Here is a 21,398-nt window from a genome sequence, read left to right on the forward strand (position 1 = left end):
GGGAAAGGCGATGAAACCCCTATAACAACAACCTAAGGGCATTTTCACGTTATTCGTAGGGTGGGCACGCATTCCGTGTCCACCGGGATAGCCGGGCGCGAATCCACAGCGAAAATGCCCTGGAAAAACCCACGTGAAGCACAATCATGGCTAATTTTTCCGACTATATGATCCAGCACATCCTGTATATCAAAAGCGTGGAGAAGAGCATCAAGCACAACACCGTATTCACCCATAAAAAACCCACGGAATGCGCTTTCGGAAAAATGTTTTACCACGATATAAAACCCAACATAGACAGGTACTCGGAAGCCAAGCGCAGTTTGATAGAGGAAATGGAGAAAATCCATACCAAATTCCACGAATCCGCCCAGCACATCCATCCCGAAGACCCCAATATGGAACAATCCCAACAGGATGCTTGGTATTACTCGTCCCGCCTCATCAATATGCTGGACAAACTGGAAAAAATGAAGGATTGAAACCATAGCCACAGGATTGGAGCGGACCACGCCGCCCGCCGCGCAAAGCCAATACGCGCCTTTTCATGCCACCTAGGAGCAAGCCCCATGCATACCCAGCCGCTTTCGGACATCCTGTCCCAGCTCAATACCGCCTCGTCCGATATCGCCGCCTCGGCGATAGTCTCGGAGGATGGCTTGGCGATCACCCTGGCCGGCACCCCACCCCTGGATTTCGACCAGGACGAAATCAGTGCCTTCAGCGCGGCTTTGTTCCACCTGGGGCACCGGGCGATGGAGCGCTTCGTCGGGGGTGACTTCGAGCGGATCATGGTGAAAAGCCGGTCGGGCTACCTCTTGGCCGTTCCTGCCGCCCAGGATTTGATCCTCACCGCGCTGGCCAAGCCCGAGGCCGCGCTGGAACCGGTGTTCGCCGAGATGGGCCGGGCGGTCCACCGGATACACGCGGCCGACACCGCCTGAACCCGGACCGCGCCCCAAGCGCCGCCTAGCACATTCGGGAGTTGGGTATAGGCGGGTGGGCATATACCCATGCCCACTGCTTCCGGGCCATCCCGGCGGGCACGGGATACGCGCCCCTCCTACGGCAAGGTGAAAATGCCCTGGCGCGACATGGAAAGCCGCACAAAACGAGAATGACCGGATGAAAGGCAAATTCCAACTGATCGAGCGCACCGGGGATATCCTGGTCGATTTATTCCATTACACGGCGCTATTCGGCATCGGTGCGACCGTCGTTTGGTCCGGCGTGCATGATTACCTCAAGATGATGGCTGCCGGGCACGCCACCTTGGAAGATATCCTCCTGCTGTTCATCTATCTGGAATTGGGCGCGATGATCGGCATTTATTTCAAAACCCGCCGCCTGCCCGTGCAATTCCTGATCTATATCGCCATCACCGCGCTGTCGCGACACTTGGTGATAGACGTGCGCATGGTTTCCAACGAATTCCACCTTTACCTATTGCTCGGCATCACCGGGGCCATCGCCATGCTCAGCGTGGCGGTATTCGTGCTGTCGTATACCGGCAAGAAATACGGCTGCCCGGAAGACGAACCCGTACCGCACCCGAACCCCAGGCTCCCGGATTGCCAACACTGACCGCCCGACGACCATAGATAACATCGACTAGGCATCGCCATGACCCACGCCACTTCCGAATCCCCTGGATTGAAACCCTTGTACGCCGGGCTCTCCGTGGCCGGTCTCGTCTTCCTGCTGATGTGGATGCAGGGCGGATTCGAGGACAAGGTGCCGCCCGGCCTCGGCCAAGCGGTGGCGGCGGAACCCAAACCCGCCACGCCGGTCCCGGTCGCCCAGGTCACGCGCCGGGTCGAGAACGAGGTGTTCGCCTGGCCCGGCACGGTCAGCGCCAAGACCGTGGCCCAGGTCGCGCCCAAATTACCGGGCCGCATCCTCGACATCACGGTCAGGACCGGCGATAAAGTGAAGCGCGGCCAAGTGCTGGCCCGGCTCGACGATAGTGAAATCCAAGCCCGTTTGGGACAGGCCCGCGCCGCCCTCGCCGCCGCCGAGGCCGAAGCCATCCGCGCCCGCACCGATGCCCAGCGCCTGCAAAGCCTGTACGCCAAGGAAGCCGCGACCCGGCAGGATTTGGACGCGGCCCAGGCGGCGGCGAAATCCGGGGAAGCACGGGTGGTCGCGGCCCGCGACGCCATCCGCGAAACCGAATCGCGCCTGGGGGAAACCGTGTTGAAAGCGCCGTTCGATGGCGCGGTGGTCAAGCGCGACCAGGAACCCGGCGACATGGCCCTGCCCGGCGGTGCGGTGCTGACCTTGCAGCAATCCCGGCAACTCCGCATCGAAAGCGCCATCCCGGCCCACTGCGCCGGGTTGGTGAAGATCGGCGACGAACTCAAGGCCAAGATCGCCAACCCGGAAAGCGAACTCCGCGCCGTGGTCGATGAAATCCAACCCGCCACCGATCCCAAGACCCGCACCGTGCTGGTCAAGGCGCGACTGCCGGAGGATTCCGGCGTGCAACCGGGCGCGTTCGGCTGGCTCTACCAAACCTGCGGCCAGAACGAGGTGCTGCTGGTGCCGGATAGCGCCGTGAGCCGCATCGGCCAGTTGGAAAGCGTGCGGCTCAGGGTGGACGGCCAACCACGGTTGCGCCATGTCCGCACCGGCAAGCATTACGACGGCCAGGTCGAAATCCTGTCGGGGCTCAAGGAAGGCGACGCGGTGCAACTCACGGGAGGACAGCCATGAGCCGGGCGCACAGCGGCGAACGCAGCCTGACCACCCGCATCGTCGAACTCTTCATCACCTCCAAGCTGTCGTCCTTGCTGTTGATCGCCTCCTTCATCGCCGGGGCCGCCGCCCTCATGTTGACGCCGCGCGAGGAGGAACCGCAAATCGTGGTGCCGGTGGCCGATGTGATGATCGCAGTGCCGGGCGCGTCCGCCGAGGAGGTGGAAAAGCTGGTCTCGACCCCGCTGGAATCGATGTTGCGGGAAGTCGATGGCGTGGAATACGTCTACTCCGCCTCGCGCGAGAACGAGGCGCTGGTCACGGTGCGCTTCTACGTGGGCGAGGACCGTGAGGACAGCCTGGTCAAGGTTTGGAACAAGCTGATGTCCAACCAGGACCGCATCCCGCCCGTGGTGGCGAACTGGACCGTGAAGCCGGTGGAAATCGACGATGTGCCCATCGTCACGCTGACGCTGTCGTCGCCGGAAACGGCCTATGACGGCGCGGCCCTCCGGCGCTTGGCCGACGAGATGAAGGACAAATTGGCGCGGGTGGACGACACCGGGAAAATCACCGTGGTCGGCGGCGAACCGCGCCAAGTGCTGGTTTATCCCGACACCGCCAAGCTGGCCGCACACGACATGGCCCTGTTGGACCTGATACGGGCCTTGAAAGCCGCCAATGTGAACCTCGCGGCGGGACGCTTCGAGCAAGGCAACCACTCGGTGCGTTTGGAAGCCGGTCCCTTGTTCGTCAGCGCGGAAGAAGTGGCCGCGACCCCCATCGCCGGGCAGGAGGGCAAGCTGGTGTACTTACGCGACGTGGCCCGGATCGAGGATGGCCCCGCCGAGGCCGAGAACTACACCCGCATCGGCTTCGGCCCGGCGGCGGCGGAAAGCCGCGCCATCGCCCCGGAATCCGGCGCGGAACCCAGCGCCAAACCCGGCGCAGAACGCCCAGCCGTCACCCTCGCCATCGCCAAGCGCAAAGGCGCGAATGCCGTCGCCGTCGCCGAACAAACAGTGGCAACCGCCCGCGGCCTCTACGGCAGCCTCATCCCGGATGATGTGACCGTCACCATCACCCGCAACCAGGGCGAAACCTCCAACCACAAGGTCAACGAACTGGTGAAGCACCTGTTCATCGCCATCGTCACCATCATCGTGCTATTGGCCTTCGCGCTCGGCCCGAAGGAAGCCTTCATCGTCGCCCTGGCCGTGCCGATGACTTTGGGCCTGACTTTGCTGTGCGATTTGATCTTCGGCTACACCATCAACCGCGTGACCCTGTTCGCCTTGATCCTGTCACTGGGGCTGTTGGTCGATGATCCCATCGTGGACGTGGAAAACATCTTCCGCCATTTCAAACTCAAGAGCGGCCCCAACGCCCTCGAAGCCACCCTCATGGCCGTGGACGAAGTGCGGCCCCCGACCATTTTCGCCACCTTCACCGTGATCGTGTCGTTCCTGCCGATGTTCTTCATCACCGGCATGATGGGACCGTACATGGGACCGATGGCGTTCAACGTGCCGGTGGCGATGCTGGTGTCGCTGCTAGTGGCGTTTACGGTGACGCCCTGGGCCAGCTATTACCTGCTGAAAAGCGAATACGGCACCGGGGAACACGTCTTCGACCTGAAAAGCACCGGGCTCTACCGCTTCTACGACCGCACGCTGGGCGCGATGCTGAACGCGCCCGGCAAGGCCAAGCTGTTCCTATGGGTGGTGTTCATCGCCTTCGTGGCTTCGGCCCTGCTGGCGGTGGTGCGGATCGTGCCCTTGAAGCTCTTGCCCTTCGACAATAAGAATGAGCTACAAATCGTCATCGACCTACCGCGTGGCTCGACCTTGGAAGACACCGACGCCACCGCCCGCGACCTCGGCGCATATCTCGCCCGCGTCAACGAAGTCACCGATTTCGAAACCTATGTCGGCGAAGCCTCGCCCATGGATTTCAACGGCATGGTGCGGCACTACTACCTGCGGCAAGAACCGCATCAAGGCGAAATCCGCATCAACCTGCTGCCGCAACACCGCCGCGAACAGCAATCCCACGAAATCGCCCTGCGCATCCGCCCGGATATCGAGCGCATCGGCAAGGCCCACGGCGCACGCCTGAAAATCGTCGAAACCCCGCCCGGTCCGCCGGTGCTTTCGACCTTCGTGGCCGAGGTCTACGGCCCCTTGGACCGCGACTACGCCGAACTGGCGCAAGTCACCGAGCGGGTGCGGGAAGACGTGGCCGGGCTGTCCGGCATTGTCGATGCCGATGACTACGTGGACGAGCCGCAAACCGTCGTGCATTACCGGCTGGACCGCGCACAAGCCGCGCTGCACGGCGTCACCGTGGCCGAAGTCGCGGAAACCCTCCGTGCCGCGCTGGAAGGCGTTGCCATCGGCACCGTACATGCCCCGAGCGAACGCCAATCCCTGGAAATCACCCTGCGCCTACCCCGCTCCGAGCGCTCCCGCATCGCCGACCTGGGCACGCTGCGGGTCAAGGGCATGGATGGCTCGCTGATTCCTTTGGGCGAAATCGGCACGGCGGTCGAAGAACCCGCCGATCTCACGATCTACCACAAGAACCTCAAGCGCCTGAACTACGTCACCGCCGAACTGGCCGGGAACGAGCCGGTGGAAGCGGTGCTGGACTGGGGCAAGGTGCTGGAGCAAAAACCGCTACCGCCAGGCTACACGGTGGATTTGGCGGGCGAAGGCGAATGGAAAATCACGGTCGATGTGTTCCGCGATTTGGGGCTGGCGTTCGGCGGGGCGTTGCTGATGATCTATGTGTTGCTGGTGGCGCAGACGGGTTCGCTCGGGCTGCCGCTGATCATCATGGTGGCGATTCCCTTGACCGTCATCGGCATCATGCCGGGCTTCACCCTGCTGAATATGTTGTTCGCGGAGCCCGTGGCCGGGTTCGGGAACCCCATCCTGTTCACCGCCACCGCCATGATCGGCATGATCGCCCTGGCCGGGATCGTGGTGCGGAATTCGATCATCCTGATCGACTTCATCGGCAAACTGCGGGAGGCGGGCGCGACTTTGAGCGAAGCCCTGATCGAAGCCGGGGCCACCCGGATGCGGCCCATCTTCCTGACCGCCGGGGCGGCGATGTTCGGTTCCTTCGTCATCACCCTCGACCCCATCTTCTCGGGGCTGGCCTGGAGCTTCATCTTCGGCATCTTCGCATCCACGGCGTTTTCGCTGTATGTGGTGCCGGTGGTGTATTTCCTCATCAACCGGAAGGCGGATTAAGGCTTGCACCCGGTTCCCAAGGCCCTCTTGGAAGCCGGACGCGGCCCGCCCCGCCGGGGTTCAAACCACCGAACCGATGGCCTGGACCGGGCGCACCGCGCGATAAACCCGCAGGGTCGATTGGATCATCCGCCCCATTTCGAAACGCCTTAGGAAGGTCGATCGGGCCCGGCGGCCCAGGGCCTCCCACTGTTCGGGGTGGGCGATCAAGCGCCGCAAGGCTTGGCCCAGGGCTTCGGCGTCATCGCTGGCGACCAGCAAGCCATTTTCGCCATCGGTGATGATCTCGGGGATGCCACCCACCCGTGCCGCGACGATGGGTAATTGAACCGCGCAAGCCTCCAGGATGGACAGCGACAATGCCTCGCGCCGGGAGGGCGCCAAAAATATATCCATGCCGACCAGCAATTCCGCGACATCCTCCCGCTGACCCAGGCAAACCACCTGCCGTTCCAGTCCGGCGGCGGTGATCTGGCTTTGTATGTGGGCGAACCAAGCGCCTTCCGCCTTGCCAATCAGGAACAACCGCAAGTCGGCCCGCCCCTGCCGCGCCACAGCCTTGATGGCCAGGTCCTGTCCCTTGTCGGGAATGAAACGCGCCACCATGCACAGGCCGATTTGCCCCCCGGACAAGCCCAAACGGGAACGGACCGCCTGCCGATCGACGCCCGCGCTATCCGGCATGGCGACACCACTATGGACGACCTCGATGGATTCGGCCGGATAGCCTTTGCTTTGCAAAAACTCCCGCACGGCGCTGGATACGGCGATGATTCTGCCCACCCTATGGAAATGCTTGTGCGAATTGGTCGCGTGGGCCGTGGCGATGGAGGGTATGCCGGTCAGTTTCGAGGCCCAACCCGCATAATGCGAACCCCGCGCCATATGCCCATGCAGAATATCCGCTTGGATGGCCTTCGCGGCTTGCAGGATCAAATATAAGGAGTAAGGATCGAAAAACCCATGCATGGGCACATGGAAACAAGGAATGCCCAACGCTTGCAGATGGTTTCCCAACCAGGAATCCAAAGGTCCGGCGAAAGCGGGTTGGTACCCTTCGGCCTTTAAACCTTGCATGAGCGAAAGCGCGTGTTTCTCGGCACCGCCACATTCATGGCTGTGCAATATTATTAGGATATTCATGGGATATTACGCTCAGGGGTATTTGATCATCATCTTTTCCCATGGCGTGGCCTTCGTTTGAACCGGGTACGGTCAATATTCATGGGGTTGCTTGACCCATAGCCCCCGGTTTTGCACAAGCATGATGGAAGGCCGTTGCGCCGCTGAGGCATTGTTGCCAATAACCAAGCCAGCGACCGCGAACAAAGTGGATGGATGCTTTTACATCGAGCATTTCTTGGCTTTATCGCGCCGGCTTTAATTGGTATTCCAACCTGCCGACGCCCACAGCAGCAAGGGATATGCCGTGCGCTGGGATTGGCTAAGCCGTTCTATTTAAAAGAATTACTTTCGCAATCCCAGCGTGGTCTTGCTTGGAAAGGTGGCTATCCACAATCCGTTTAGTTTTTTTGAACCCTCCTAGGGGCGATGGCCTCGAAAGACAGGCACGGTATCCCGCGGATGCCGCCCCTGGTGCCAGGATTCAATTACAGCCCTGGTTATACCGCCCCTTCACACACGTCTTGCCGCTGGGCGCGCGGTAGACGCCCATCCCGTTCTTAGTCTTGGCCTCGGCCCCGGTGCTGCTTTCGTAGGTCCGCACGCCGTTGGAATTGACCTCCGATTTGCGGGCGACGCCGGTATTGGGGTTGTAGCTGGCGGATTCGTCGCCGTTGCCGCACACGACCTTGCCCGTCGCGGTGCGGGCGCAGCCGGCGTGGGCGGTGGAAGCGATCAAGGCCAGGGCGAAGATGAATAGGGCTTTCATAGCAGAACTCCTTGCTTGTTGAAATCGTGGGCGACCCGGTGCGGACCGGACCGGGGCGTAGAATCGACGTCCGCACCGCCCATCGTAAGCAATGTCCGGGTCCTCCGCCACGGCCACGCCATCCACCGAACCGGACCCCGCATGGAACCCCCACCATTTTTCCAGGTACCATACCGCCTCCCTGCCCCACTGATGACGCTCCGAAACATCCATGAAAGCCCCCATCAGCCGCCGCGCCTTCCTCCGCGACACCACTCTTTTGACCTTGGCCGGACTCGTGCCCGGCCCGATGCGTAACGCCCTCGCGGCCCCGAGCGCCGCCTTGCGCCTAGGCCCGGCCCTGGTTTTTTCCTACGAAACCCTGACCGAACGCGCCAAGGCGCTGGCGAAAAAACCCCACACCCCACCACCCCGGCCCCTGCCCCAGGTGGTCCAGCGCATCGACTACGAAGCCTGGGGCCAAATCCGCTACCGCACCGAATCCGCCCTGTTCGCCGAGGGGCCGGGACTGTATCCCGCCACCTTTTTCCATGTCGGCCAGTTCTTCCAGAAGTCGGTGAAAATCCACGTCCTGGAAAACGGCCAGGCGCGGGAAATCCTCTACAACAACGATTATTTCGTCATGCCCAAGGACAGCATCGCCCACAAGCTGTCCGACAAGACCGGCTTCGCCGGCTTCCGCCTGCAAGAATCCCGCAACCGCGAGGACTGGCGCACCCAGGATTGGATCGCCTTCCTGGGCGCGTCCTATTTCCGGGCGATAGGCGCTTTGAACCAATATGGCCTCTCGGCCCGTGGCATCATCGTCGATGCCGCCGAGCCCAAGCCGGAGGAATTCCCCGATTTCACCGAGTTCTTCATCGAGGAAACCGACAACGAAGGCGATCCGGTCCATGTCTACGCCCTGCTCGACGGTCCCAGCCTGACCGGGGCTTATCACTTCGCGATCAAGCGCACCGAAGGCGTGGTGCAGGATATCGAGGCCCAGTTGTTCCTACGGAAAGATGTGGGGCGGCTCGGCTTCGCCCCCTTGACCTCGATGTATTGGTTCAGCGAGACCGAGAAGCGCCGCCTGGAGGACTGGCGGCCCGAGGTCCACGATTCCGACGGCCTCGCCATCTGGACCGGCGGCGGCGAACGGCTGTGGCGGCCCTTGGTCAACCCATCCTATCCGGTTACATCGAGCTTCGTGGACAAAAGTCCCAAGGGCTTCGGCCTGCTGCAACGCGACCGGGTGTTCGAGGATTATCTGGATGGGGTGAACTACGAGCGGCGGCCCAGCCTGTGGGTGGAACCGTTGGAGGATTGGGGCGCGGGCGCGGTGCAATTGGTGGAACTGCCCACCGACGACGAAATCCACGACAACATCGTGGCCTATTGGCGTCCCGCCGAACCGGCCAAGGTGGGCAACACCTACCGGCTGCGCTACCGGCTGCATTGGCTGGCGGACGAACCCTATCCGGCGGCGGTGGCGCGGTGCGTGGCGACCCGGATCGGCCGCGGCGGACAACCCGGCAAACCCCGGCCCAAGGGCGTGTACAAATTCAGCGTGGAATTCGCGGGCGCGGCGCTCGATCCGCTATGGGGCGATACGGTGAAAGCCGAACCCGTCATCACCACATCCAGCGGTACCGTCGGCGGTGCCTTCATGGAACCGATCCCCGGCACCAAACGCTGGCGGGCCATCTTCGACCTGACCCCGCAGGGCGGCGAACCCGTGGAACTCCGGCTGTATATCCGGGGCAATGGCGACGCCCTGACCGAGACTTGGCTGTACCAATTCCGCCCGCCCGCCGGAGGCTGAGCCGGACGATGTGGAACCGGCGCGGGTTCCCTCCCGCGCCCCCTGCCTTCATAGCCATTCCACCCGCAACCGCTCCACCCCGGCCCAGACCTGCACGCGCACGGACCGCCCCCGGCGGTGCAGCGTGTAACCCTCGCCCAGCGGAAATTCCCGCGTGGTTTCCAACAGGATCACCGCGTCGGGCTGTAGGCAGCGGAATTCGATGGCCTTGTCCTCCCAGCCCACCACTTCGGCGGTGGCGTAGCGGATGCGGACTTCGCCCAGGTCCAGGTTCACCGGCAGCATCAGCCCTTCCCGGCCCGGCAGGCGCAATTCGCGGCCCCCGAGCAAACGGCGACCGTCGCGGAACAAGCGGAACCCCTGCTCATGGCCATCGAGGTTGAGGACGTGGACGAAGGCTTCGCCCGCTGCGTTCGCCATCGAGGTCATGAACACACCGCCGGGCGGGCCGTCATGACGCAGGCCGGCGGTCGCCCCCAACCGTTCCAACGCGGTTTGGAACAAGCCGACATCGCAAGGATAAGCCGTGGCGATCACCACCGCCCGGCCCAGCCCGACCTGGGCCTCGAACGCCGCCACCTCGCCCCCGCCATAGAGGCGCAGCAAAGGTTCCGCCGCCCCCGGCGCGAACACCTGGGCGAAATGGGTACGGACCTCGGGGCGCGGCGCGGCCCAACCTTCGGCGCAGAGCGAGAGATAGTGGCGCTCGCTGGAATGCCGCGTGCCCAAGGCTTCCACACCCAGCGCCCCGGCCAGGACCGCGCAGGGCCGGCCCTCCATATCGTATAGCGGCACCTCGCCATACAGCAGCAAGCCGCCGCCCGCCTCCAGCCAAGCGACCAACTTGCCCTGCACCGCCCCGTCCATATAGCGGGCGGAAGGCAGGGCCAACACCGGCACGGTCACGGGGTCGAGGGGCCGGTTCTGCACATCGACCGCCCCGAACCGATAGCCCGCCAACAACATCCCCCGCGCCAGGCTTTCCCAAGCGCCATAGGCGCGGTTGGCCTGCACATTGGCGGCGATCTCGCGCATGATGGCGCTCTTGGGATATTGGGCCTCGGTCATAAAGTAATCCGGGATGAAGCCATAGGCCAAGCCGTCGCGCTCCTCGTCCATATCGGCCAGTTTGTCGGCCAGGGTCGCCATCGTGCGGATGATGCGGGCCATGCGCGGATAGGTGTAGCTCAGGCTGCCGTCGGCCTTGACCGGCGCGGCCACGCCATGGCGCTCGCCGGTGATGGCGATGCGGTCGTCGCCGTCGCCGGGCGGCGGGTCCAGCCGGTAATTGGTGCCGCCCGCGAACAGGTAGTAATTCAACAGCCGGTTGCCCTGGGCGATGCACATGCGGGTTTTCAAATCCACGGCGGAAGGATCGTAGCGGTTGCCCTGCATCTGGCCGTAATCGCCGTCGCCGCACTCGAACTCCAGCGAACACAGGGGCTGGTCGCGGGTCTGGCTAGCTTCCTGGAGGGCGTTGCAGAGATATAAATCCTGGAAGTTGTCCGGCGTGAGGTTGCCGAGATAAAGATCGGTGCCGGGCAGATAGCCCGGTGCCTGGGTATAGGCTTCATACAACTGGCTGATGCCGATGGGATAGGTGAAACCGCGCCCGCCGCCGGTGCCGTGGACATTGACCAGGAACGGAATCCCCTTGACGCCCTCGGCCTCGGCGTAAGCCCGCAGGGTGGCGAGATAGCGGGCATAGCGCCCGCGCTGGTAATGGCCCAGGTCGCGCATGAACTGGGCGGCGTAGGCTTCGCCGGGGGAACGGAGGGCAGCGGCGCGGGTCGCGGGATCGTCCAGGTCGAAGGGATAGCGCCCGCGCAAGGTTTCCGGCGCATAGCGCCGGGCCAGCCAGGCGGCGAAATCGGCCAGGGTATGTTCGGTCAACTCGGGGACGTTGCTGCACCAGGACAGCATCCCCACTTCGTTATCCAATTGCAGGGCGATGACATTGCCGCCCCTGGACCGTAGCCGCGGCACCAGCGCCACCATCACCGCCGCGTACCAATCCCGCACCGCCGCCAGGAAATGGGGGGCCAGCACATCAACCGTGCGGGTGGTGGCGGGCTGGCCGTCCCAGCCCACGGGGACGATCTCGGGATGCTTGTCATACAGCCAATAGGGCAGCCCCTCGTTCTTCATCTCGGCCATGACGAAAGGACCGGGCCGGGCGATGAAATAGAGGCCGTTGTCGCGGCACAGGTCGATATAAGCCATCAGATCGAGTTCGGGCCGGGTCCAGCCGGAAAGATCGATCCGGCCCTCGACCGGCTCATGGCAGAGCCAGGGGATATAGGACGCCACGGTATCGCACCCGGCCCGCTTGAGCTGGTCGAGCCGGTCCTGCCAAGCCGTGCGCGGCAGGCGGAAGTAATGGATTTCCCCGCACAGCAGGATGCGCGGACGGCCAGCGATGAAGATGCGGCGATGGCGGAGGTCGATCATGGAACACCTCTGGGGGAGGAGGGATGGGGCGGGATACGCAACACCAGACCTTGATTCGGGGCCAGCACCAGCGGCGTCAACAACGCCGCGCCCTGGAGGTCCAGACCAGTGGCGAGCAATATACACCCCTCCCCGGCCAGGAAACCGAGATCGAGGTGGCGGCTTGCGCTCCCCAGGTTGAGCGCGATCAACAGCCGGTCGCCGTCCAATGCGCGGGTATAGACCAAAACCTCCGCCACCCCGACCGGCACTTCCCGGTAATCGCCCAACAGCAAGGCCGGGGTGGCTTGGCGCAGCGCGGTCAAGGCCCGGAAGAAATTGAGGTCGGAAGCGGGATCGCCATCCTGGGTCCGCACATTGCGGACGGCGCAATCATCGCCCAGCGGCAGCCAAGGCTCGGCGGCGGCGGGCGCGAAACCGGCGTTGGGTCCGGCGTCCCAGGGTAGCGGCGTGCGCTGCGGGTCGCGGCCCATGAGCGCGGCGACCTCGGGTTGGTTGATGGCCTGGGGGTCGCGGATTTTTTCCGGCGGGATGCGGCCATTCTCCATGCCGATCTCGTCGCCGTAATAACAGGTCGGCGTGCCGCGCAGGGTCAGCAACAGCATCTGCGCCACCCGCGCCTGCGCCCGGCCCACCCGGTTCACCAAGCGGGGCTGGTCGTGGTTGCCCAAGACCCAGTTGGGCCACGCGCCGGGCGGCAGCAAAGCCTCGTACTCGGCGATGGCCCGCCGCAATATCTCGGCCCGCCACGGTAGATAGATCAGGCGGAAATTCACCGGCAAATGGCATTCGTCCAGGTTCCGCCCGTAATAGGGCATGAGTTCGGGCGGGGCGAGGCTGATTTCGCCGACTAACACCCGTTCGCCGTAGCGGTCGAACAGCGCCCGGAACTCGCGGATGATGGCGTGGACTTCGGGCTGGTCGGCGGTGTGGATATGGCGCAAGCGGCCATGGGGATTGACGCCGTCCCAATCGGGATTGACGGGTTCGTCGCGCAGCAGCGCATCTTTGATCAGCAGCCAGATCACATCGACCCGGAAGCCATCGACCCCGCGTTCCAACCAGAACGCCGCGCAACTGAGCATAGCCCGCAACACCTCGGGATGGCGGTAATTCAACTCGGGTTGGCTGCGATCGAACTGGTGCAGGTAATACTGGCCGGTGGCGGGATCGAAGGTCCAGGCCGGGCCGCCGAAGAAGCTGATCCAATTATTGGGCGGCCCGCCATCCGGGGCCGGATCGCGCCAGACATACCAATCGCGCTTGGGGTCGTCGCGACCCGACCGGCTGGCCAAGAACCACGGATGCTCGTTCGAGGTGTGGTTGGGCACCAGGTCCAGGATCAATTTCAAGCCGCGGGCGTGGACCCCGGCCAGTAGCGCATCGAAATCGGCCAGGGTGCCGAACAAGGGATCGATGCCGGTGTAATCGGCCACGTCGTAGCCAAAATCGCGCATCGGCGAGGGGAAGATCGGCGACAGCCACAGACCACCGACCTTGAGGCTTTCGAGATAATCCAAGCCTTGCAAGATGCCGCGCAAATCGCCCACCCCGTCGCCATCGCCGTCCCGGAACGAGCGGGGGTAAATATGGTAGAGGATGCTGGTCTGCCACCAGGGCGGCGCGGACCTGGTCTGGGAAGGTTGCGGGGAAACCGCCATGGGAATGCTCCGGCAAAATGAACGAAACCCCGCCGGAGCGGCCCGCCCCGACGCGGAGGATTACGGGAAGCCCAGCGTCCAACCACCCCGTTATGCGCACAATCCGGCGTTACAGCGTCACCCAACCCCATATTTCGATTATCCTTTTGAAAACAAAAGGATACATCTCAACCCTGGCGCTGACACCGTGTGATTTCCCGAACAACAAGGCCATATAACGCATAACATTGCGTTATTTCACACAATCTACAAATATCGGTGCCATCCCCGCCTAGGAAAAGCCAACAAGCGCCGTGCCCATAGAAAATGGCACCAATCATGCTTGTCAGTGGATTGGATCGCCCGCCCCGGCAGGCATAGACCCGGCAAAAACCCTATAAAAACAAACCCATTGCCCGAACCCCATGGATTTTGGGGATTCCGGCAGTGACTAGGCGCAAGACCCTCAAGAGAGGCTACATGATGAATTCGAAATCGCTCAAGACCCTGGCCATCGGCTCGCTGACCACCGTGCTGGGCCTCGCGGCGCACCCCGCCGCCGCCCACACCACGATCCGCGACGCCGCCACCGAAGGCGTCACGGCGTATAACGCCCTGCAAATCGGGCATACCTGCGAACTCGAGAGCGGCAAAAAAATCCCGGTCATCGCCCAAAGCGTGGTGTTCCCCACCGCCAGCCCCACCGTGACCCAGGTGCTGGTGACCGATGCCACCACCACCCCGGTCACGACCCAAACCACCGCGACCACGCTGGACGCCGAGATCACCGACTCCCTGGGATTGGCCGCCAAGGCCAGCCTGGTCCAGGACCGCAACATCTTCAAGAAGCAGAACCTGACCCTCGACAGTAACGGTAATGTGATCGGCTTCTACGCCACCAACGGCAACCTGCAAACCGATCTGCGCGGCCTGGTGCCGTTCCGCTTCACGCCCATCAGCTTCAAATCCACTTCCTGCGCCAAGCGGATGCTGGTCAAGATCGCGGTGGCGGATATCTGCAAGAAGACCTTCCCGCCCAAGGCCGGCACGGCCAACCTGTGGATTCCCGCCACCACCTCTAAATTCACGGACGCCAACATCGACGGCATCGGCTCCCCGGCCACCCTGACCATCAACCGCGATTTGACCAAGAACCCCCTGCCTGCGGATTGCCCGGTGAACGCCAACGCCGACGGCAGCACCACCCCCGGCTATGATGTCGTGGTCACGCCCAGCACCCAGGACGTGGACGACCACCTGCCGTTCAAGGGCTGGCGTTGATCCAGGGCCGGGGCGCGTCCCGGCTTCCGCCCTCACGGGGGGAAACGCAGGCTGCCGCCGGTTTCCCCCCGCGCATCCATCCAAACATGCGGCAAGCCCAGGCGGTCCAGCCAGGCGGGGCCGTCCTCCTCCTTGAGCATGGCGATGGTCGAGGCGCTGCCCGCCACCACGCACAAATCGCCGACCACGCTCACCGCCGCCAGATGCCGCACCGGCCAGCCGGTCTTGGGATTCAGCACATGGCCGTAGCGGACGCCATCCACCACCAGACAGCGCTCGTAATCGCCGCTGCTGGCCAAGCCCCCCCGGTATAGCGGCAAACTGCCGAGCAAAGCGCCGGGCACGTGGGGATGGCGGATGCCGATCCGCCAGGGCGCGCCATCGGGATGCGGGCCGACCACCCGGATATCGCCGCCCAGGTTCACCAAGCCCTGGCGGAAACCCGCCTCCGCCAGCAAAGCCGCCACCCGGTCCGCCGCGTATTCCTTGACCACGCCGCCGAAATCCAGCTCCAGCCCGGCCTCGGGGAATTCCAGCCAGGGCGCGGCCCAGCGCAGCCGGTGCCAGCCGATGCGTGCGAGCAAGGATTCGATCAGGGCGGGATCGGGCAGGCCGCCCGGCCCGAAGCGCCAGGCTTGCCGCAACAGGCCGGAGGTGATATCGAACAGCCCGTCGCTCTGGCGGTGGCAGGCTTCGGCGTAATCCAGAAGCCCGGCGGTTTCCGCGTCCACGGCGATGCGCCCGCCCTCGGCGGCGGCACGATTGATCCGGGATAGGAGGCTATCGGGACGGTAGCGGGAATAGCGGGCTTCGAGGCGCAGCGCCTCGGCGCTGGCGAGATCGATGGCGCGACGGGCCTCGGCGGCGTCCACGGCGTAGCACTGGACCTCGCAGGGCGACCCCATGGCCTTGAAGGAATGGCGGAACAATCGCCGCACAGCCGCCTCCGCGTGTTTGGAAGGAAGCAGGGTACGCACCGCGCACACTACCCTGGCTAGAGAATTTTCATGTTCCCTGTAGGGTGGGCATGTACTCATGCCCACCCTACGGCTGAGCGTAACCCCAAACCGAAAATGCGCTAGAACATCAGGTGCCAAGTCGCCGACAAGGAACCGGTGCGCTGCAACTGATAGCCATGGGCATCGTCCTCCAGGGGTTGCAGCCATTCCACGGCGAATTGATTGCCCTGGAACGTCCCCTCCGGCACCATCGCCGCGAGGCCGAACCCCAAATCCCAATAATGCCCGCCGTAATTGGCCGGGATATCGAAGGTCGCGGTTTCGCTATGCGGCCCGTTGTATTGGCCCTGGATGGCCCCTTGCGCGGTATAAACCCCGCGCAACGAAGCCGACAGCCAATCCAGGAGGTTATAGCCGCCCCACAGGCTGGATTGGAACAGATCGCCCAGCGCGTAGCCGAATTCGTTGCGCGATTCCAGCCGGGCGATGGCGTTCAACTGCCCGCCCCAGGACCACGCCCCGTCCTGGCCGGTATAGGTCAGGCTGGGCCGGAAATCCCAAGTGCCGCTGCCGAGTTGCATCCCATAGTCGTAGAAGGTCTGGCTGCTGGGCATCTTCAGCCCGGCATTCCCGCTGGGCGCGGTGAAGCCCAGGGCGGTATGCACATGGTGCCCCGGCATCTCGAACAGCTTGAACAAGGCGTACATGCCGATATCGCCGACGCCGCCGGTGGCGTGGCGCGGTGCGCCGCCGTGGTTGTGGCTTTCGCCCGAAGGCGGCGGAGCGCCGTCGAGTTGGCGGAAATCCATGTCCATATCCATGAACTGCGGCATCAGCATCAGGTTCAGCCAATCCGTGGGCGCGTACATGAGGTCGAGCATGTGCATGTTCATGGCCATGCGGCTGGGCGCGTAGGAACAGCGGTTCTTGCCGCCGCAGCCCTGGGCCACCACCACCGCGTCGCCCACGGAGGCCGTGCCGTTCAACATGGCGCCGCTGCCGCCGCTCTGTAGGCTGTACATATAGCGGTAGCCGACCATGGTCTCGCCCGCCCGTTCCAGCATATGGCCGAACATCACCCCCGCCGGGGCGTGGGCCATCGCGTGCCCTTTATGGGAGTGGTGGGCGTGGTCGTCGCCATCGCCGATATCCAGGGACAAGGGCGCGGACAGGTCCAGCCGCAAACCGGCGTTGAACTGGTAATAATCGAAGTTGGCGTAGGAAGCTTCCCCGCCCCCGCCCAGCTTGAGGTCGCCCGCATGGGTGTAATACTCGAAACCGCCCTCCAGGGTCAGCGCCTTGCCCACCTTCTTCTGGACGGTCACCCCGCCGCTCAGCGCCCCGAAACCCGACAGCCGGTAATCGCTGGAATATGCCTTGAGCGGCACCTGGGCGAGGTTGAACTGGCCGCCCGACTTGGGCTCGGCCTGCTGGAACAGGAAATAGGGCTGGTAGAAATCGGCGGCGCTCTGCGAGTAATAGCGAAACCGGGGCGTGACGGTCCAACCCCAGCCCAAGGGCTGCGCCCAATCCAGATGGAAGGTATGGGCGTCGATGCCCCAATCGTCGTGGTAGAAGCGGTAATCGAAATGCAAAGCCGCGTCCAGCGGCTCGACATATTGCACATAGCGGGCGTCCCAGGTCACTTGGTCGCGGGCATCGGGCCGCCGTTCCAACACCGCCTGCACCTCGGGGGTCAACAAGGCCGGCAAGCCTGGGATGCCGGTATCGACCGGGGTTTGGTCGGGGTCCACGAACACGAAATCGACCACCTTGTAGGGATTGGCCAGATAGCCGGTGCTGCGGGTATAGCCGACGCCGCTCTCGACCAGGGCGTCCTTGGTCAAGACCTGGGCGACGCTGAAATGGGTGTTCCAGTCCTGGCGCACGGCCCTGAGGGTCTTGATCTCGACGCCGAACGGCCCCGGCTGCACCTGGACCTGGTTGGCGTAATTGGAATAGTCATAATAGGGGCTGGCGTTGGGGTCGAGATGGGCCGCGATATCGCTGTTGGTGTAATCCAGCCCCAGGTTCAAGGCGGTGAGTTTTTGGTTGAGGTCCAAACGCCCCCCCAGCCCGGCGAAGGCCGAATGATAATCCGGCTCCTCCGACACGCCGCCGTTGACGCTGGCCTCGGCCTCGTCCCATTGGTAGGCCAGCCGGAAATCGCCCTGCTGCCGGGTTTCCGGGGAAGCGGTGGCGATGGTCTGCACCAGCCGGGCGTCCTTGACATAATCGCCGGAGTCCAAATCCAGCCGGTACGGGTTGAACTGGCGGTCGTACATCAAGGTGTTATTGCCCAGGATCAAGGGGGTCGCGCCGGAGATGGCGGCGTTGTTGCTGGGATAGTTGTTGCCGCCCAGGGCCAGGGGCGCGGAAGTGATCGGGGTCGCCCCGGACCAAGTGTCCTGGGCGTAATGGAAAGCCAGTTTCCAGCGATCCATCAGGGTGAACTTGCCACCGCCGGAAAGGTTATCGACCTGGATCGGGTTATAGGCGCTGCGCTCGCCCAGATAAAGCTCGCGGGCGGTTTCCTTGTAATGCCCGTATTGGAAAGTCGCCTCGTCGCCCTCCGCCGCGTGCAGCGGCTGGGCCAAACCCGGCAGGGCCAGGGCCGCCGCCGTCAAGGCCCGCAAGGCCGGGCTTTCCGGCGCGGCCACGGGTCCGGGAACGCCCGGACCGTCCGCCCACAGCGGCGGCGGACGGTAATCCCGTCCCTGGCAAAGCGCCCGGCACAACACCCCACAACCCCGCGCCCAGCGGACAATCCACGCCAGCGCCCCGCCCTCCCCGTCAATAGCACCCACAACCACCCCCACTGGCCGAAGTGCCGCCGGAGGCCGCCTCCCGTCCGCCATGGACATGTTCGAGGAAGCCGTTTTGTTCGGGATGGGGTTCCAAGGCCATTTGGGGCTTGGCGAGATGGCCGCGCTCCCAGGGCGCGACCTGGACGCAGCCCGAGAGCCAGAGCGCCAAGGTCAAACCCGCCACCCGGCGGAGGATTGTTCGCGATTGCTTCATAGGGATTCGGGAGGTCGTGGTCCACGGTGCCCGGTGGGGCGGCGGGATCATTGGTCCTGGAGGGTCTCGATGGTGGTTTCGGTGTGCTGGGTGCCGTAGCAATGGAATTGCAACGTATATGACACCAAGGCTTTCAATTTCTTGGACTTTTTGCCGGACTTGGGGGTCTTGGCGACCGTGACCGTGTAATCGCCCGGCCCGGCATAGAGGCTGACCGTGGCGCTGAAGCGCTTATCCCCGCTTTTGGGGTCGGTGGTGGAGGTGCTTTGGGCGTCCCGCTGGACTTGGGCGGTGAGCAGGAACGGCACCGCCTTGGCGGTCCTGATGGCGATATCCAAGCGGTCGGGCGTGCCCGCCGCCGGATCGACCGGGCAGCCCACCCGGTAGATATCGGTGGCCGTGGCCTTCTTGCGGAGGAAGCCGACCTGATCATGTGCCGATACGAGCTGCGGCAGTCCCGCCAAAATGAGCAGGGCCGCCATCGTGCCTATCGTCTGGCTTGGGAGTTTGGCTTTCATCATCTGGGTTTTCCTCTGAATCGTGTGAATTTAGGTGTGCTTCATCCGGGGTGGCCCGCTATCGCCCCGCGCCCCCGGACAGCGAATCCAGCTTGAGCGCGGCGAACTCCCGGACATCGGCGGCACGGTCGGCCAGCGCCTGCCGGAGCAAGGCGAGACCTTGGGCATCTTCCCCCGCCCCTTCCAGCGCGGTCATCCGTACCGACTCGTCGGGGTCTTCGAACGCCCGCCACAGCACCTCCGACGTGGTGTCGCCGCCCTGCCGGGTCAAGCCAAAGACCGCCTGCGCCCGGACTTCGGGGTCGGGATCGCCCAGCGCGGTTTCCAGCGCCCCGCGCAATTCCGCCGGGTCCACCCGGCCATCGACGATCAAGCGCCCCAGGGCCGTGGCCCGTTGTTCGGCGTCGCCAGCCGTGGCCTGGGCCAGCAGTTGCCCGACGGCGGGGGATTCGGCGGCAAGCCCAGGGTCCGGGAGCGGGATGGCGTCCGTTGCCGTCGGGCGCGTGCCCGCCGCCAGCACCCAGATTTCCACGGGCCGTCCTTGTTCGTAGCGGAACATGAGATTGGCATCCGGCCCCAGCAGGCAAGCCAGCAGCGGCTTGATGGCGGCGGCGGCGCAGGTGGCGGTGAGTTCGGTATCGAGTCCGGCAGGGATGTGGATGGGGATGTGGGTCTCGGCGGCGAGGGCGGTGAGCATCCGACCGATGGGGGCTTGCCGCGCTTGCGCACGGAACCCCTGGACCGCGTCCACCGCGATGGTGGTGCGGGATTCGGCCACGCCGACAACGGACGCCGGGTCCGCGCCAGCGGGCGGTGCGCCCACGAACCAGAACCCAAGCAGCCAGCGCAAGGCCCAAGCGGGGAATGGCACGGAAGAGTCTTGCGGGACGGGGATCATCGTCGTTCAACACATGCAGGGGCCAAGCCGGAACGTAAAGCTTTAGCAGTTATCGTGCCTTGTCACCCGCCCCCCCGGACCCAGTCCACCCTTGGCCCCAGCGGCTCCAAACCCAAGGGCCGGGCGGTCCCTTCCAGGCCATATCTGCGTCATATAACCCAATAAGATGCGCTATATAACACAGGCAAATGTGCCATATGCCACAGCTTCCCCGCTTGGACCCCAGCGCCCGCCGGGGTTCGCGGCGGAATTCATTTTTCCTCCATATTTGCCTCACACTCCGGGGCGAAGCTTGTTCCGTGTCCGGGAGGCCGGTCGCCATCGCGGCGGGCCTCCGCCTCGAAGCCGAGTCCATTCCAGCCTGAATCCCCCACGGAGTAAACGCCATGACCCTACGCCGACCCCTAACCATCGCCCTCTTGCTCGCCGCGTCCGGTGGCTCCGCCCTCGCCAAGTCCAACAACCAATGGCCCGCCAGCTATGACACCGACGGCAACGGCAAAGTCAGCAAGGCGGAAATCGAAGCCGCCCGCACCGCCGAGTTCACCGCCATCGACACCGACGGCGACGGCTACGCCACCCTGGCCGAATTGCAAACCTGGCTGGTGGCGCAACAAACCAGCAAGTACGACACGCTGAACACCGACGGCGGCACCCTGAGCCAGGCCGAATTCGTCGGCGACCTCACCGGGCAAGCCTTGTCCGCCGCCACCGAGACCTTCACCCTGGCCGACACCGACGGCGATAGCGGCTTGTCCGCGGACGAATTCAAAGCCCTGCGCCCGGTCTTCCCCCAGTCCATACAGACCTTCGTCATGCTGGATACCGACCGCGACACCAAAATCTCCCAGGATGAATACCTGACCCCGCCCAAACCGGGCAAAGGCGGTAAAGGCGGTCCCGGTGGTCCCGGCGGCGCGGGCGGTCCCGGCGGTCCCGGCTTCTAAAGCGGCCCTTCCCGCGACCGGAGCCCGGCCC

17 protein-coding genes are annotated in these 21,398 nt (G+C 64.1%); 8 read left to right on the top strand and 9 right to left on the bottom strand.

Annotated features, from left to right (window positions below):
- Positions 1 to 146 precede the first annotated feature (146 nt).
- The 5 genes from B9N93_RS17535 (at position 147) to B9N93_RS17555 (ending at position 5,957) form a co-directional block, all read left to right on the top strand.
- Positions 147 to 482 carry a CZB domain-containing protein gene (locus tag B9N93_RS17535; protein WP_085215529.1) on the top strand — a complete coding sequence of 112 codons (336 nt, stop codon included), beginning with the start codon at positions 147 to 149 and terminating at the stop codon, positions 480 to 482.
- Positions 483 to 569: 87 nt separating this feature from the next.
- On the top strand, positions 570 to 944 hold the full coding sequence (locus tag B9N93_RS17540) for a roadblock/LC7 domain-containing protein (protein ID WP_085215530.1): 375 nt from the start codon (positions 570 to 572) through the stop codon (positions 942 to 944).
- A 181-nt stretch (positions 945 to 1,125) separates the two neighbouring features.
- Positions 1,126 to 1,584, top strand: a complete 459-nt coding sequence (locus tag B9N93_RS17545) for a phosphate-starvation-inducible protein PsiE (protein ID WP_085215531.1) — start codon at positions 1,126 to 1,128, stop codon at positions 1,582 to 1,584.
- Between the two features lie 39 nt (positions 1,585 to 1,623).
- Positions 1,624 to 2,715, top strand: coding sequence for an efflux RND transporter periplasmic adaptor subunit (locus tag B9N93_RS17550; RefSeq protein ID WP_085215532.1), 1,092 nt, complete (start codon positions 1,624 to 1,626; stop codon positions 2,713 to 2,715).
- The gene (locus B9N93_RS17555; protein ID WP_085215533.1) at positions 2,712 to 5,957 is read left to right on the top strand and encodes an efflux RND transporter permease subunit; all 3,246 of its coding nucleotides are present in this window, start codon (positions 2,712 to 2,714) and stop codon (positions 5,955 to 5,957) included. Before B9N93_RS17550 ends, B9N93_RS17555 begins: the two co-directional genes overlap by 4 nt.
- A gap of 60 nt (positions 5,958 to 6,017) precedes the next feature.
- Here the strand turns inward: B9N93_RS17555 and B9N93_RS17560 are convergent, their stop codons facing one another.
- Both B9N93_RS17560 and B9N93_RS17565 read right to left on the bottom strand, forming a co-directional pair.
- Positions 6,018 to 7,100 (bottom strand): glycosyltransferase family 4 protein, encoded by a 1,083-nt coding sequence (locus B9N93_RS17560; protein WP_085215534.1) that lies wholly within the window; start codon positions 7,098 to 7,100, stop codon positions 6,018 to 6,020.
- 463 nt (positions 7,101 to 7,563) lie between these two features.
- Entirely contained in the window at positions 7,564 to 7,848 is a 285-nt protein-coding gene (locus tag B9N93_RS17565; RefSeq protein WP_085215535.1) for a hypothetical protein, read from the bottom strand.
- A 211-nt stretch (positions 7,849 to 8,059) separates the two neighbouring features.
- On the opposite strand from B9N93_RS17565, the gene B9N93_RS17570 reads away from it, so the two are divergent.
- Positions 8,060 to 9,652 (top strand): OpgD/OpgG family glucan biosynthesis protein, encoded by a 1,593-nt coding sequence (locus B9N93_RS17570; protein ID WP_085215536.1) that lies wholly within the window; start codon positions 8,060 to 8,062, stop codon positions 9,650 to 9,652.
- Positions 9,653 to 9,700: 48 nt separating this feature from the next.
- On the opposite strand, the gene B9N93_RS26735 is transcribed toward B9N93_RS17570, so the two are convergent.
- The gene (locus tag B9N93_RS26735; protein ID WP_085215537.1) at positions 9,701 to 12,103 is read right to left on the bottom strand and encodes a beta-galactosidase; all 2,403 of its coding nucleotides are present in this window, start codon (positions 12,101 to 12,103) and stop codon (positions 9,701 to 9,703) included.
- Positions 12,100 to 13,764, bottom strand: coding sequence for an alpha-amylase family glycosyl hydrolase (locus B9N93_RS17580; RefSeq protein WP_085215538.1), 1,665 nt, complete (start codon positions 13,762 to 13,764; stop codon positions 12,100 to 12,102). Before B9N93_RS17580 ends, B9N93_RS26735 begins: the two co-directional genes overlap by 4 nt.
- 459 nt (positions 13,765 to 14,223) lie before the next feature.
- Here B9N93_RS17580 and B9N93_RS17585 point away from each other — a divergent pair, with 459 nt between their 5' ends.
- Positions 14,224 to 15,024: a hypothetical protein gene (locus tag B9N93_RS17585; protein ID WP_125469046.1), complete on the top strand. Its 801-nt coding sequence runs from the start codon at positions 14,224 to 14,226 to the stop codon at positions 15,022 to 15,024.
- Positions 15,025 to 15,056: 32 nt separating this feature from the next.
- On the opposite strand, the gene B9N93_RS17590 is transcribed toward B9N93_RS17585, so the two are convergent.
- From B9N93_RS17590 to B9N93_RS17610, 5 genes are all read right to left on the bottom strand, one after another.
- Positions 15,057 to 15,929 (bottom strand): FAD:protein FMN transferase, encoded by an 873-nt coding sequence (locus tag B9N93_RS17590; protein WP_085216324.1) that lies wholly within the window; start codon positions 15,927 to 15,929, stop codon positions 15,057 to 15,059.
- Positions 15,930 to 16,102: 173 nt separating this feature from the next.
- Positions 16,103 to 18,790, bottom strand: a complete 2,688-nt coding sequence (locus tag B9N93_RS17595) for a DUF3570 domain-containing protein (RefSeq protein WP_254899421.1) — start codon at positions 18,788 to 18,790, stop codon at positions 16,103 to 16,105.
- On the bottom strand, positions 18,777 to 19,004 hold the full coding sequence (locus B9N93_RS17600) for a DUF4266 domain-containing protein (RefSeq protein ID WP_085215541.1): 228 nt from the start codon (positions 19,002 to 19,004) through the stop codon (positions 18,777 to 18,779). The genes B9N93_RS17595 and B9N93_RS17600 overlap by 14 nt, the downstream gene beginning before the upstream one ends.
- A 47-nt stretch (positions 19,005 to 19,051) precedes the next feature.
- Positions 19,052 to 19,525 (bottom strand): hypothetical protein, encoded by a 474-nt coding sequence (locus tag B9N93_RS17605; protein WP_085215542.1) that lies wholly within the window; start codon positions 19,523 to 19,525, stop codon positions 19,052 to 19,054.
- 55 nt (positions 19,526 to 19,580) lie between these two features.
- Positions 19,581 to 20,393: a HEAT repeat domain-containing protein gene (locus B9N93_RS17610; RefSeq protein ID WP_176225310.1), complete on the bottom strand. Its 813-nt coding sequence runs from the start codon at positions 20,391 to 20,393 to the stop codon at positions 19,581 to 19,583.
- 413 nt (positions 20,394 to 20,806) lie between these two features.
- Here B9N93_RS17610 and B9N93_RS17615 point away from each other — a divergent pair, with 413 nt between their 5' ends.
- Positions 20,807 to 21,367 (top strand): EF-hand domain-containing protein, encoded by a 561-nt coding sequence (locus tag B9N93_RS17615; RefSeq protein ID WP_085215544.1) that lies wholly within the window; start codon positions 20,807 to 20,809, stop codon positions 21,365 to 21,367.
- Positions 21,368 to 21,398: the final 31 nt, after the last annotated feature.

It is taken from the genome of Methylomagnum ishizawai, assembly GCF_900155475.1.
GTDB lineage: Bacteria > Pseudomonadota > Gammaproteobacteria > Methylococcales > Methylococcaceae > Methylomagnum > Methylomagnum ishizawai_A.